The following is a 12,643-nucleotide window of genomic DNA, read 5'->3' on the forward strand; positions in this document are numbered from 1 at the left end:
GCAGCGGGAATATGGACACCCACCCCGGCGTTTAGGCTGGCAGCGGTTGACCTGGCATAATCGACGGTCGATCACTCGGAACCACTTCAGGTTCACGAAGCTCGTGTTGGGCCGCCGGACCGATCAGGGTTCCGAGTGGCAGACGATGAAGAGGACAGCATGAAAACTGACATCCATCCCGCGTACGAAGAGACCACCGTGGTCTGCGGTTGCGGGAACTCCTTCACCACCCGCAGCACCAAGCCCGGTGGCCGGATCGTGGCCGAGGTCTGCTCGCAGTGCCACCCCTTCTACACCGGCAAGCAGAAGATCCTCGACAGCGGCGGCCGGGTCGCGCGCTTCGAGAAGCGCTACGGCAAGCGCAACGCGGACAAAGCCGCGGCCGACAAATAGCTGCCTTTCCGACGCCCGAACTGTGCGATCTGCACAGGCCGGGCGTCGGTTCGCGTTCGGGGCAGAGCAGTCAGTAGGGAGGTGACCATGAGCCAGCCGGTGCAGACGATTGACGTCCTGCTCGCCGAGCACGCGGCACTCGAGCAGGCGCTGGCCGATCCCGACCTGCACAGCAAGCCCGACGAAGCGCGCAAAGCGGGGCGCCGCTTCGCGCGGCTGGCACCGATCGTCGCGACCCACCGCAAACTGGTGTCGGCGCGCGAAGACCTGGAGACTGCACGCGAACTGGCCGCCGACGACTCCTCGTTCGCCGACGAGGTCATTGAATTGGAGGCACGCGTCGCCGAGCTGGACACCCAGCTCACCGACATGCTGGCGCCTCGTGACCCGCATGACGCCGACGACATCGTGCTCGAGGTGAAATCCGGTGAAGGGGGCGAGGAGTCGGCCCTGTTCGCCGCCGACCTGGCCAGGATGTACATCCGCTACGCCGAGCGGCACGGCTGGACAGTGACGGTGCTGGGCGAGACCACCTCGGATCTGGGCGGCTACAAGGACGCGACACTGGCCATCGCGAGCAAGGGCGACAGCGCCGACGGGGTGTGGTCGCGGATGAAGTTCGAGGGCGGCGTGCACCGCGTGCAGCGGGTACCGGTGACCGAGTCGCAGGGACGCGTGCACACGTCGGCTGCCGGCGTGCTGGTCTACCCCGAGCCTGAAGAAGTCGGCGAGGTGCAGATCGACGAGTCTGACCTGCGGATCGACGTCTACCGATCCTCGGGTAAAGGCGGGCAGGGCGTGAACACCACCGACTCGGCGGTCCGGATCACCCACCTGCCCACCGGGATCGTCGTCACCTGCCAGAACGAACGCTCGCAGCTACAGAACAAGACCCGTGCGCTGCAGGTGCTCGCCGCGCGCCTGCAGGTGCTGGCCGAGGAGCAGGCACTCGCCGACGCCTCGGCGGACCGCGCCAGCCAGATCCGCACCGTCGACCGCAGCGAACGCATCCGGACGTACAACTTCCCCGAGAACCGCATCACCGACCACCGGATCGGTTTCAAGTCGCACAACCTCGACCAGGTTCTCGACGGGGACCTGGACGCGTTGTTCGATGCGTTGAGCGAAGCCGACAAGCAGGCTCGGCTACAACAGGCGACGTGAGCCCCCTCCTGCAGGCGATCGACTCCGCTGCGGCGCAACTGGCCGACGCGGGAATCGACTCCGCGCGCTGGGACGCCGAAGAGTTGGCCGCCCATCTGGCCGGCACCGACCGCGGCCGGCTGCGCTTCCTGGAGACACCGGACGACGACTTCTTCGGACGCTTCCGCCACGCCGTGCGCGAGCGCTCCCGGCGAGTCCCGCTGCAGCACCTCATCGGGACGGTCGGCTTCGGGCCCGTGCTGCTGCACGTCGGTCCGGGCGTTTTCATCCCGCGTCCCGAGACCGAATCGATGTTGGAATGGGCTGCGGCGCAATCACTTCCGGCGCAGCCGATGATCGTCGACGCGTGCACCGGCTCCGGCGCCCTGGCCGTTGCGCTGTCGCGGCGGTGGCCTGACGCCCGGGTCATCGGGATCGACGACTCCCAGACGGCCCTGGACTACGCCCGCCGTAACGCCGAGGGCACCGGCGTGGAACTGGTGTGCGCCGACATCGCGACGGACGGTCTGTTGTCCGAACTCGACGGCCGGGTGGACCTGCTGGTCTCGAACCCGCCCTACGTTCCCGACGATGCCGTACTGGAACCCGAAGTGTCCCAACATGATCCGTCACACGCTGTGTTCGGCGGCCCGGATGGCATGGCGGTGATACCGGCCGTCGCCGCGCGCGCCGCGAGGTGGCTGCGCCCCGGCGGCCTGTTCGCCGTCGAGCATGACGACACCACATCGGCGCTGACCGTGGCGTGCCTTGCCGAGACTGGACTTTTCCACCACGTCGAAGCCCGCAACGATCTGGCCGGACGCCCGAGGTTCGTGACGGCACAGAGGCTCGAAGGGGGAGTGGCGCTGGATGGCTGAGGTTTTCGACTGCGCTGACCCCGACCGGCGGGCACGCGGAATCACCGCCGCGGTGGGGGCGCTCAAGGCCGGCCGGCTGGTCGTGATGCCCACCGACACCGTCTACGGGCTCGGGGCCGACGCCTTCGACCGCAGCGCGGTTGATGCGCTGCTGGCGGCCAAGGGCCGCGGTCGCGACATGCCGGTGGGCGTGCTCGTCGGCTCGTGGCACACCATCGAGGGCCTGGTCTACGGCATGCCGGACGGGGCGCGCGACCTGGTCCGGGCGTTCTGGCCGGGCGCACTGAGCCTGGTTGTGTTGCAGGCGCCGTCGCTGCAATGGGATCTCGGCGACGCGCACGGCACCGTGATGCTGCGGATGCCGTTGCATCCGGTTGCCATCGAATTGCTGCGTGAGGTGGGCCCGATGGCGGTCTCCAGCGCCAACGTCTCCGGCCAGCCCGCCGCTGTCGACGCCGCGGAGGCGCGGCGCCAACTCGGCGACCGCGTCGACGTCTATCTCGATGGCGGACCTGCCGCGCAACAAGCCGCCTCCACGATCGTGGACCTGAGCGGAAGCACCCCGCGCATCCTGCGGGAGGGGCCCGTCAGCACCGCTCGCGTGGCCGAGGTGCTGGGCGTCGACGCAGCCACCCTGCTTGAACCGGCCCCTCCGTCGTCGAACGTGAACTGACAGCGAAAATCCGGCACGAATCTCACCGTGAGTTCACGCTCGGCGACCGAAGGCGGCTCAACGCGGCTCAAGGCGGCCGGTTACGACCAAACGGGGCGACCACGGGGACGACCAAACGGGACGACCGAAGGCGAGCGCTCTCAGGTTGGTGAAGTACGGTCTCGACGTGTCCAGCGATGTGGCCAGCCTTGCCGGTGGTTTGCTCGCTCTGTCCGACCGCAGCGCCGGAGTTCCGCTGCGTGAGCTCGCTCTGGTCGGCCTGACTGCCGCCATCATCACCTATTTCGCGACCGGTCCGGTGCGCGTGCTCGCCACCCGCCTCGGTGCCGTCGCCTACCCCCGCGAGCGCGACGTGCACGTGACGCCGACGCCCCGGATGGGCGGCCTGGCGATGTTCCTCGGCGTGGGCTCGGCTGTCTTCCTGGCCTCGCAACTGCCGGCACTCACCCGGGGCTTCGTCTATTCCACCGGCATGCCGGCCGTGCTGGTCGCCGGCGCGGTGATCATGGGCATCGGTCTGATCGACGACCGGTGGGGTCTGGACGCGCTGACCAAGTTCGCCGGCCAGATCACCGCCGCCAGCGTGCTCGTCACCATGGGAGTGGCCTGGAGCGTGCTGTACATCCCGGTGGGCGGCGTGGGGACCATCGTGCTGGACCAGGCCTCGTCGATCCTGCTGACGCTGGCCCTGACCGTTTCGATCGTCAACGCGATGAACTTCGTCGACGGCCTGGACGGGCTGGCGGCCGGGCTCGGGCTCATCACTGCCCTGGCCATCTGCATGTTCTCGGTGGGTCTGCTGCGCGACCACGGCGGCGACGTGCTCTACTACCCGCCCGCGGTCATCTCGGTGGTTCTTGCGGGTGCCTGCCTGGGCTTCCTGCCGCACAACTTCCACCGGGCCCGCATTTTCATGGGCGACTCCGGATCCATGCTGATCGGCCTGATGCTGGCCGCGGCCTCGACCACCGCCGCCGGCCCGATCTCGCAGAACGCCTACGGCGCTCGCGACGTGTTTGCTCTGCTGTCACCGTTCCTGTTGGTGGTGGCCGTCATGTTCGTGCCGATGCTGGACCTTTTGCTGGCGATCGTGCGGCGCACGCGCGCCGGACGCAGTGCCTTCACGCCCGACAAAATGCACCTGCATCACCGGCTGCTGCAGATCGGCCACTCCCATCGCCGGGTGGTGCTGCTCATCTATTTGTGGGTCGGGATCGTCGCCTTCGGCGCCGCGAGCACGATCTTTTTCGACCCCCGCCACACCGCGGCGGTGATGCTCGGAGCAATCGCCGTCGCGGGCGTCGCGACGGTGATTCCGCTGCTGCGCCGCCGCGACGACTACTACGACGATCAGTAGTAGATCGGGCTTCCGTGTGGTACGGTGCTGGTAGAACCCCGAAATAAACCTCGCGGGTTGCCGGTTCCCCGGCCCGTCGGATGGGTTTCCGGTGCCGCCGGCGCTAGACCGACACAGGGAGCTACCCCTTGGGTAAATCCAGCGTGACCCTTGCGATACGCTCGGCGGGCCACGGATCAGTCGATCGCGTGGTTTCCGCTCCACCAACCTTGGATTGAGGTGCTGCAGTGACGACACCAGCGCAGGACGCGCCGTTGGTGTTTCCCGCTGTTGCGTTCCGTCCCGTACGGCTGTTCCTCATCAGCTTGGGAGTGACGGCGGTGGCGACCCTGGTCGCCGGCTACGCCGGTCATCCGGTGGTCGGGGCGTTCTTTGGTATCGGTTTGCTGCTGGGTTTGCTCAACGCGCTTATGGTGCGGCGCTCGGTGGAGTCGATCACCGCGCGCGATCACCCGCTGAAGCGGTCGATGGCCATCAATTCGGCCTCCCGCGTCGCGATCATCACCATCCTGGCGCTGATCATCGCCTTCGTATTCCGGCCCGAAGGTTTGGGCGTGGTGTTCGGCCTGGCACTCTTCCAGGTGCTACTGGTGGCATCGACCGCGCTGCCGGTCTGGAAGAAGCTGCGGACCGGCGAGGCCGACGGCCCGCTCGAGGGCCAAGCGGGTGCACAAGAGGGTGCAGTAGTGACTGGATCAGAAGGCACGGAAGGGAGGAGCGCCGGCGATGACTGAGTCGATCCTGGCCGCTCAGATCGAGGTCGGCGAGCACCACACCGCCACCTGGTTTGGTCTGACAGTCAACACCGACACCATACTGTCGACGGCGATTGCCGCGCTGATCGTGATCGCGCTGGCGTTCTACCTGAAGTCCAAGGTCACGTCGACCGACGTGCCCGGCGGTGTGCAGCTGTTCTTCGAGGCGATCACCATCCAGATGCGCAGCCAGGTCGAGTCCGCCATCGGCATGCGGATCGCGCCGTTCGTGCTGCCGCTCGCAGTGACCATCTTCGTATTCATCCTGATCTCCAACTGGCTGTCGGTGCTGCCGCTGCAGTACACCGACAAAGAAGGCAAGACCACCGAGTTGCTCTCGTCGGCTGCGGCTGACATCAACTACGTGCTGGCGCTGGCCCTGTTCGTCTTCGTCTGCTACCACGCGGCCGGCATCTGGCGCCGCGGCATCGTCGGGCACCCGATCAAGGTGCTCAAGGGCCACGTGGCGATCCTGGCCCCGATCAACGTCGTCGAGGAACTGGCCAAGCCGATTTCGTTGTCGCTGCGACTCTTTGGCAACATCTTCGCCGGCGGCATCCTGGTCGCGCTGATCGCGCTCTTCCCGCCGTACGTGATGTGGCTGCCGAACGCGATCTGGAAGTCGTTCGACCTTTTCGTCGGCGCCATCCAGGCCTTCATCTTCGCGCTGTTGACGATCCTTTACTTCAGCCAGGCGATGGAACTAGAAGAGGACCACCACTAAAAAAATCCTGGTAAACCGCTACCAGAGTTATCAAGGAGGATAAAAATGGACCCCACTATCGCAGCCGGCGCCCTCATCGGCGGTGGACTGATCATGGCCGGTGGCGCCATCGGTGCCGGTATCGGTGACGGTGTTGCCGGTAACGCGCTGATCTCCGGTGTCGCCCGTCAGCCTGAGGCACAGGGACGTCTGTTCACCCCGTTCTTCATCACGGTCGGTCTGGTCGAAGCCGCGTACTTCATCAACCTGGCGTTCATGGCGCTATTCGTCTTCGCCACGCCCGTCAAGTAATTCGCTGTGATGGGTGACCCGACCTCTCTTGCTTCGGCTGTGAGTTTCGCAGCAGAGGAAGGCGGCCAAAGCAACTTCCTCATCCCGAACGGCACCTTCTTCTTCGTGCTGGCCATCTTCTTGGTGGTGCTCGGAGTGATCGGCACTTTCGTGGTGCCGCCGATCCTGAAGGTGCTCAAGGAACGCGACGCCATGGTCGCCAAGACCCAGGCCGACAGCAAGAAGGCGGCCGAGCAGTTCGCCGCCGCCGAAGCCGACTACGAGAAGGCCTTGAAAGAAGCCCGTGTCGAAGCGGGCGCCTTCCGCGACAACGCGCGGACAGAGGGTCGCAAGGTCATCGACGACGCGCGGGCGGACGCCGAGCAGCAGGTCGCAGAAATGCTGGCCCAGGCCAACGAGCAATTGAAGCGGGAGCGCGACGCCGTGGAACTTGATCTGCGTGCCAACGTCGGCACCATCTCGGCGACCCTGGCCTCTCGGGTGCTCGGCGTCGAAGTCAGCCCATCGACCTCAGAAGCGACTTCGAAAGCGACGAGGTAGCCACTACATGTCGACATTTATCGGACAGCTGATCGGGTTCGCGGCCATCGTGCTGCTGGTCTGGCGGTATGTCGTTCCGCCGGTCCGGCGGCTGATGACCGCCCGCCAGGAGACTGTGCGCCAGCAGTTGGAAGACTCGGCGAAGGCCGCCAAGCGCCTCACCGAGTCGACCACGGCGCACAGCAAGGCCGTGCAGGCTGCGAAGGAAGAGGCTGCGCAGCTTGTCGAAGAGGCCAAGTCCGACTCGGAGCGCATCGAGGAACAGATGCGGGCCCAGGCCGAGAGCGAGGCGGAACGCATCAAGGCCCAGGGAGCCCGTCAGACCGAACTGCTGCGGGCGCAGCTGACCCGCCAGCTCCGGCTGGAGCTCGGTCACGAATCGGTGCGCCAGGCAAGCGATTTGGTGCGCAGCTACGTGGCCGACGCCCAGCAGCAGGCATCGACGGTCGATCGTTTCCTCGATGAACTCGACGACATGGCGCCCGAACCGGTCGAGGTCGAGTACCCGGTGCTGGCCAGGATGCGTTCGGCCAGCCGGCGCGCGGTGAGCAATCTGGTGGACCGATTCAACTCGCTCGCCGAAGATCTCGACAACAAGGGCTTGACCACTCTGTCCGACGAACTGGTGTCGGTGGCCAAGATCTTGAACCAGGAGGTCGTGGTCACCCGGTACCTCACCGTTCCGGCTGAAGACGCGTCACCCCGGGTCAAACTGATCGAGCGGCTGCTCGAGGGCAAAGTCGGTGACCCTACCCTCGACGTGCTGCGGACCGCGGTGTCCGAGCGCTGGTCGGCGAACGGAGACCTGGTCGACGCCATCGAGCACGTCTCGCGCCAGGCGCTGCTCGCGGTCGCCGAGAAGGACGGCAGCGTCGACGAAGTCGAAGACCAGTTGTTCCGGTTCTCCCGCATCCTCGACGCACAGCCGCGGCTCGGGATTCTGCTCGGTGACTACACGACCGACGCGGACCGGCGAGTCGGGTTGCTGCGCAAGGTACTCGAGAGCTCGGGCAGCGACGTGAACCCGGTTTCGCTCGCGCTGCTGTCCCAGACGGTCGAGCTGCTGCGGGGTGTGCCGGCCGAAGAAGCCGTACTGCTGCTCGCCCAGGTGGCGGTAGCCCGCCGCGGCGAAGTGGTGGCGCAGGTCAGTGCTGCCGCAGAACTCAGCGACACCCAGCGCACCCGGCTGAGTGAGGTGCTCAGCCGCATTTACGGCCACCCGGTGGCGGTCCAGCTCCAGGTCGATTCCGACCTGCTTGGCGGTCTGCTCATCTCGGTGGGCGACGAGGTGATCGACGGCACGCTCAAGTCCCGGTTGGCCGCTGCCGAAGCCCAGTTGCCTGACTGATTCAAAGCCCGACGGAAACCCGACCTAGTCAACACAACGAAGTAGGAAGACGAAAAGCCATGGCCGAGTTGACAATCTCCGCTGATGCCATCCAGAGCGCCATCGAAGAATACGTAGAGTCCTTCACCGCCGACACCTCGCGCGAGGAAGTCGGCACCGTGGTGGATGCCGGAGACGGTATCGCGCACGTCGAAGGGTTGCCGTCCGTGATGACCCAGGAACTGTTGGAGTTCCCCGGTGGAGTCCTCGGCGTCGCCCTGAACCTCGACGAGCACAGCGTCGGCGCCGTTATCCTCGGTGACTTCGAGAAGATCGAAGAGGGCCAGCAGGTCAAGCGGACCGGTGACGTGCTGTCGGTGCCGGTCGGCGATGCCTTCCTGGGTCGTGTGGTCAACCCCCTCGGTCAGCCGATCGACGGTGGCGGCGACATCGAGACCGACACCCGCCGTGCGCTGGAACTGCAGGCTCCGTCGGTGGTCGAGCGGCAGAGTGTGAAAGAGCCGCTGCAGACCGGCATCAAGGCCATCGACGCCATGACCCCGATCGGGCGTGGCCAGCGGCAGCTGATCATCGGTGACCGCAAGACGGGCAAGACCGCCGTCTGTGTCGACACCATCCTGAACCAGCGGCAGAACTGGGAGACCGGCGACGAGAAGAAGCAGGTCCGCTGCGTCTACGTCGCAATCGGCCAGAAGGGCACCACCATCGCTTCGGTCCGGCGCGCGCTGGACGAAGGCGGCGCGATGGACTACACCACTATCGTCGCGGCACCCGCTTCCGATTCGGCTGGCTTCAAATGGCTTGCGCCCTACACGGGTTCGGCCATCGCCCAGCACTGGATGTACGAGGGCAAGCACGTTCTGATCGTCTTCGACGACTTGACCAAGCAGGCCGAGGCCTACCGCGCGATCTCGCTGCTGCTGCGCCGTCCGCCGGGCCGCGAGGCCTACCCGGGCGACGTGTTCTACCTGCACTCGCGGCTCCTCGAGCGTTGCGCCAAGCTGTCCGACGAGCTCGGGGGCGGTTCGCTGACCGGTCTGCCGATCATCGAGACCAAGGCCAATGACATCTCGGCCTACATCCCCACCAACGTCATCTCGATCACCGACGGACAGTGCTTCCTGGAGAGCGACCTGTTCAACCAGGGTGTCCGGCCGGCCATCAACGTCGGTGTGTCGGTGTCCCGAGTCGGTGGTGCCGCCCAGATCAAGGCGATGAAAGAGGTGGCGGGCTCGCTGCGTCTGGACCTGTCGCAGTACCGCGAGCTGGAATCCTTCGCCGCGTTCGCGTCCGACCTGGACGAGACGTCGAAGAAGCAGCTGGCGCGTGGTGAGCGGTTGGTCGAGTTGCTCAAGCAGCCGCAGTTCGCCCCGTTGCCCGTTGAGGAGCAGGTGGTTTCGATCTTCCTGGGCACCGGCGGTCACCTCGACTCGGTGCCGGTGGAGGACGTCAAGCGCTTCGAAGCCGAGCTGCTCGACCACATGCGAGCCTCCGAGGAGAAGTTCCTCGAAGGCATCCGCAGCAGCGGCAAGCTCGGTGAGGAAGACGAGGAAAAGCTCACCGAGATCATCAACAAGTTCAAGAAGGGCTTCGCGGCCAGCTCTGGCGAGTCGGTGGTTCCTGACGAGCACGTCGAGGCGATGGACGAAGAGGAACTCGGCAAGGAGTCGGTGAAGGTCAAGAAGGAGAAGCCCAAAAAGGACTCCAAGAAGGACAAGAAGTAGCTAACAATGGCTGCCACACTTCGCGAACTACGCGGACGAATTAAGTCGGCGGGGTCGATCAAGAAGATCACCAAGGCCCAGGAGCTCATCGCCACATCGCGCATCGGAAAGGCGCAGGCGCGGCTGGAATCGGCCCGCCCCTACGCCTTTCAGATCACGTCGATGCTCACCACGCTGTCCGCCGAGGCCGCACTGGACCACCCGCTGCTCGTCGAGCGGGAGAACCCCAGGCGGGCCGGTGTGTTGGTGGTGTCGTCCGACCGCGGTCTGTGCGGCGCCTACAACTCGAGCATCTTCCGTCGCTCCGAGGAACTCTTTTCGCTGCTGCGGGAAGAGGGCAAGGACCCGGTGTTGTACACGGTGGGTCGAAAAGCCTTGAACTACTTCTCGTTCCGCAACTGGGACATCAAGGAGTCGTGGACCGGCTTCTCCGAGCAGCCCCAGGTGGAGAACGCCTCGGAGATCGCCGAGACCCTGGTTGAGGCGTTCATGGCCGGCACCGGCGACGACGAGGACGAGGAGGGGCAGGGCGTCGACGAACTGCACATCGTCTTCTCCGAGTTCAAGTCGATGATGTCGCAGACCGCTGTCGCCCACCGCATTGCGCCGTTGGTGGTGGAGTACGTCGAAGAAGACACCGGCCCGCACACGCTGTACTCGTTCGAGCCGGACGCGACGACGCTGTTCGAGGCGCTGCTGCCGCGGTACCTGACCACCCGGGTCTATGCGGCCCTGCTCGAATCGGCGGCTTCGGAACTCGCGTCGCGCCAGCGCGCCATGAAATCGGCGACGGACAACGCCGACGACCTCATCAAGGACCTGACGTTGCAAGCCAACCGCGAGCGGCAGGCCCAGATCACCCAAGAGATCAGCGAAATCGTCGGTGGCGCAAACGCGCTCGCCGACGCCTCCAAGTAAGCCCACGAGGAAGCGAAAGAATATGACTGCTGTAGACGAGAAGACTGACAAGAAGTCGGGCTCCGACACCAACGGGCGCGTGGTTCGGATCACCGGCCCCGTCGTCGACGTCGAGTTTCCGCGGGGCTCCATTCCAGAATTGTTCAACGCGCTGCACGCCGACATCCCGTTCGAATCGCTGAAGAAGACGCTGACGCTGGAGGTGGCGCAGCACCTCGGTGACAACCTGGTGCGCACCATTTCGCTGCAGCCCACCGACGGCCTGGTGCGCGGGACCGAGGTCACCGACACGGGAGCCTCGATCTCGGTGCCGGTGGGCGAGCAGGTCAAGGGCCACGTCTTCAACGCACTGGGCTACTGCCTGGACGACCCAGGCTACGGAGAAGACTTCGACCACTGGTCGATTCACCGGAAGCCGCCGAAATTCGAAGACCTCGAGCCTCGCACCGAGATGCTCGAAACCGGCCTCAAGGTCGTCGACCTGCTGACTCCCTACGTGCGTGGCGGCAAGATCGCCCTGTTCGGTGGTGCCGGCGTGGGCAAGACCGTGCTCATCCAGGAGATGATCAACCGTATCGCCCGGAACTTCGGTGGTACCTCGGTGTTCGCCGGCGTGGGGGAGCGCACCCGTGAGGGCAACGACCTGTGGGTCGAGCTCAAGGAAGCAGACGTGCTCAAGGACACCGCTCTGGTGTTCGGTCAGATGGACGAGCCGCCCGGCACCCGTATGCGGGTCGCACTGTCCGCGCTGACCATGGCCGAGTGGTTCCGCGACGAAGCCGGCCAGGACGTGCTGCTGTTCATCGACAACATCTTCCGGTTCACCCAGGCCGGCTCGGAGGTGTCGACCCTGCTCGGTCGTATGCCGTCCGCCGTGGGTTACCAGCCGACGCTGGCCGACGAGATGGGTGAACTGCAGGAGCGCATCACCTCGACCCGTGGCCGGTCCATCACCTCGATGCAGGCCGTCTACGTGCCCGCCGACGACTACACCGACCCGGCGCCGGCCACCACGTTCGCCCACCTGGACGCCACCACCGAGCTTTCCCGGTCGGTGTTCTCCAAGGGCATCTTCCCCGCGGTGGACCCGCTGGCATCGAGCTCGACCATCCTCGACCCCAGCGTCGTGGGCGACGAGCACTACCGGGTGGCGCAGGAAGTCATCCGAATCCTGCAGCGCTACAAGGACCTTCAGGACATCATCGCGATTCTCGGTATCGACGAGCTGTCCGAGGAGGACAAGCAGCTGGTCAACCGGGCGCGCCGCATCGAGCGGTTCCTGTCGCAGAACATGATGGCGGCCGAGCAGTTCACCGGCCAGCCGGGTTCGACGGTTCCGGTCAAGGAGACCATCGAGGCGTTCGACCGGCTCGCCAAGGGCGACTTCGACCACGTGCCTGAGCAGGCGTTCTTCCTCATCGGTGGCCTCGACGACTTGGCCAAGAAGGCCGAGACCTTCGACGTCAAGCTATGACTTCAGCTATGAGAAAGACTCCGGGTCTGACCGGGAAAGATACGAAGGTGGTGTGGCATGGCTGAATTGAACGTTCAGATCGTGGCCGTCGACCGGGAGATCTGGTCGGGCGAGGCGACGTTCCTCTTCACCCGCACCACCGCGGGAGAGATTGGCATCCTGCCCCACCACATCCCGCTGGTCGCCCAGCTGGTCGACGACGCGATGGTTCGTGTCGAACGCGAAGGCAAGGACGATTTGCGGATCGCGGTCGACGGTGGCTTCCTCACCGTGACCGAAGAGGGCGTCAGCGTTCTCGCCGAGTCTGCGGAGTTTGAGAAGGACATCGACGAGAGCGCTGCCCGGCAGGATTCCGAATCGGACGACCCCCAGGTCGCGGCCCGAGGGCGTGCCAGGTTGCGCGCCGTCGGCGCGCTCGACTGATT

14 protein-coding genes are annotated in these 12,643 nt (G+C 65.6%); all 14 read left to right on the plus strand.

Annotation, left to right across the window (positions count from 1 at the left end; genetic code table 11):
- Positions 1–159: 159 nt before the first annotated feature.
- The 14 genes from rpmE to QXH22_RS14020 all read left to right on the plus strand — a co-directional run bounded on the left by rpmE (position 160) and on the right by QXH22_RS14020 (position 12,641).
- Positions 160–393: a 50S ribosomal protein L31 gene (rpmE, locus tag QXH22_RS13955; RefSeq protein WP_055580753.1), complete on the plus strand. Its 234-nt coding sequence runs from the start codon at positions 160–162 to the stop codon at positions 391–393.
- Between the two features lie 87 nt (positions 394–480).
- Positions 481–1,557 (plus strand): peptide chain release factor 1, encoded by a 1,077-nt coding sequence (gene prfA / locus QXH22_RS13960; protein WP_306245211.1) that lies wholly within the window; start codon positions 481–483, stop codon positions 1,555–1,557.
- Complete coding sequence (gene prmC, locus QXH22_RS13965) at positions 1,554–2,414, plus strand: peptide chain release factor N(5)-glutamine methyltransferase (RefSeq protein WP_306245209.1); 861 nt, start codon at positions 1,554–1,556, stop codon at positions 2,412–2,414. Before prfA ends, prmC begins: the two co-directional genes overlap by 4 nt.
- The gene (locus QXH22_RS13970; protein ID WP_306276052.1) at positions 2,407–3,087 is read left to right on the plus strand and encodes an L-threonylcarbamoyladenylate synthase; all 681 of its coding nucleotides are present in this window, start codon (positions 2,407–2,409) and stop codon (positions 3,085–3,087) included. The genes prmC and QXH22_RS13970 overlap by 8 nt, the downstream gene beginning before the upstream one ends.
- A 148-nt stretch (positions 3,088–3,235) precedes the next feature.
- Positions 3,236–4,444 (plus strand): UDP-N-acetylglucosamine--decaprenyl-phosphate N-acetylglucosaminephosphotransferase, encoded by a 1,209-nt coding sequence (rfe, locus tag QXH22_RS13975; RefSeq protein ID WP_306245207.1) that lies wholly within the window; start codon positions 3,236–3,238, stop codon positions 4,442–4,444.
- A gap of 227 nt (positions 4,445–4,671) precedes the next feature.
- Positions 4,672–5,178, plus strand: coding sequence for an ATP synthase subunit I (locus tag QXH22_RS13980; protein ID WP_306276053.1), 507 nt, complete (start codon positions 4,672–4,674; stop codon positions 5,176–5,178).
- Entirely contained in the window at positions 5,171–5,923 is a 753-nt protein-coding gene (atpB, locus tag QXH22_RS13985) for a F0F1 ATP synthase subunit A (RefSeq protein ID WP_306245203.1), read from the plus strand. The genes QXH22_RS13980 and atpB overlap by 8 nt, the downstream gene beginning before the upstream one ends.
- A gap of 45 nt (positions 5,924–5,968) precedes the next feature.
- Entirely contained in the window at positions 5,969–6,214 is a 246-nt protein-coding gene (locus QXH22_RS13990) for a F0F1 ATP synthase subunit C (RefSeq protein WP_003406686.1), read from the plus strand.
- 9 nt (positions 6,215–6,223) lie between these two features.
- A complete protein-coding gene (locus QXH22_RS13995) occupies positions 6,224–6,754 on the plus strand; it encodes a F0F1 ATP synthase subunit B (RefSeq protein ID WP_306245202.1) in 531 nt (176 codons plus the stop codon).
- A 7-nt stretch (positions 6,755–6,761) separates the two neighbouring features.
- Positions 6,762–8,102, plus strand: a complete 1,341-nt coding sequence (locus QXH22_RS14000) for a F0F1 ATP synthase subunit B/delta (protein WP_306276054.1) — start codon at positions 6,762–6,764, stop codon at positions 8,100–8,102.
- Positions 8,103–8,161: 59 nt separating this feature from the next.
- Entirely contained in the window at positions 8,162–9,826 is a 1,665-nt protein-coding gene (atpA, locus tag QXH22_RS14005; RefSeq protein WP_306245199.1) for a F0F1 ATP synthase subunit alpha, read from the plus strand.
- Positions 9,827–9,832: 6 nt separating this feature from the next.
- Positions 9,833–10,744 carry a F0F1 ATP synthase subunit gamma gene (locus QXH22_RS14010; protein WP_306245197.1) on the plus strand — a complete coding sequence of 304 codons (912 nt, stop codon included), beginning with the start codon at positions 9,833–9,835 and terminating at the stop codon, positions 10,742–10,744.
- Positions 10,745–10,766: 22 nt separating this feature from the next.
- A complete protein-coding gene (gene atpD, locus QXH22_RS14015; RefSeq protein WP_306245195.1) occupies positions 10,767–12,218 on the plus strand; it encodes a F0F1 ATP synthase subunit beta in 1,452 nt (483 codons plus the stop codon).
- A 57-nt stretch (positions 12,219–12,275) separates the two neighbouring features.
- Complete coding sequence (locus QXH22_RS14020) at positions 12,276–12,641, plus strand: F0F1 ATP synthase subunit epsilon (protein ID WP_306245193.1); 366 nt, start codon at positions 12,276–12,278, stop codon at positions 12,639–12,641.
- Positions 12,642–12,643 lie beyond the last annotated feature (2 nt).

The sequence above is a fragment of the Mycobacterium sp. TY814 genome, from assembly GCF_030755175.1.
Taxonomy (GTDB): domain Bacteria; phylum Actinomycetota; class Actinomycetes; order Mycobacteriales; family Mycobacteriaceae; genus Mycobacterium.

Coding starts and splice junctions, on each gene's coding strand:
- atpA (WP_306245199.1), top strand. CDS start 8,162: ATGGCCGAGTTGACAATCTCCGCTGATGCCATCCAGAGCGCCATCGAA.
- atpD (WP_306245195.1), top strand. CDS start 10,767: ATGACTGCTGTAGACGAGAAGACTGACAAGAAGTCGGGCTCCGACACC.
- QXH22_RS13970 (WP_306276052.1), top strand. CDS start 2,407: ATGGCTGAGGTTTTCGACTGCGCTGACCCCGACCGGCGGGCACGCGGA.
- QXH22_RS13990 (WP_003406686.1), top strand. CDS start 5,969: ATGGACCCCACTATCGCAGCCGGCGCCCTCATCGGCGGTGGACTGATC.
- QXH22_RS13995 (WP_306245202.1), top strand. CDS start 6,224: ATGGGTGACCCGACCTCTCTTGCTTCGGCTGTGAGTTTCGCAGCAGAG.
- QXH22_RS14000 (WP_306276054.1), top strand. CDS start 6,762: ATGTCGACATTTATCGGACAGCTGATCGGGTTCGCGGCCATCGTGCTG.
- atpB (WP_306245203.1), top strand. CDS start 5,171: ATGACTGAGTCGATCCTGGCCGCTCAGATCGAGGTCGGCGAGCACCAC.
- rpmE (WP_055580753.1), top strand. CDS start 160: ATGAAAACTGACATCCATCCCGCGTACGAAGAGACCACCGTGGTCTGC.
- QXH22_RS14010 (WP_306245197.1), top strand. CDS start 9,833: ATGGCTGCCACACTTCGCGAACTACGCGGACGAATTAAGTCGGCGGGG.
- QXH22_RS14020 (WP_306245193.1), top strand. CDS start 12,276: ATGGCTGAATTGAACGTTCAGATCGTGGCCGTCGACCGGGAGATCTGG.
- prfA (WP_306245211.1), top strand. CDS start 481: ATGAGCCAGCCGGTGCAGACGATTGACGTCCTGCTCGCCGAGCACGCG.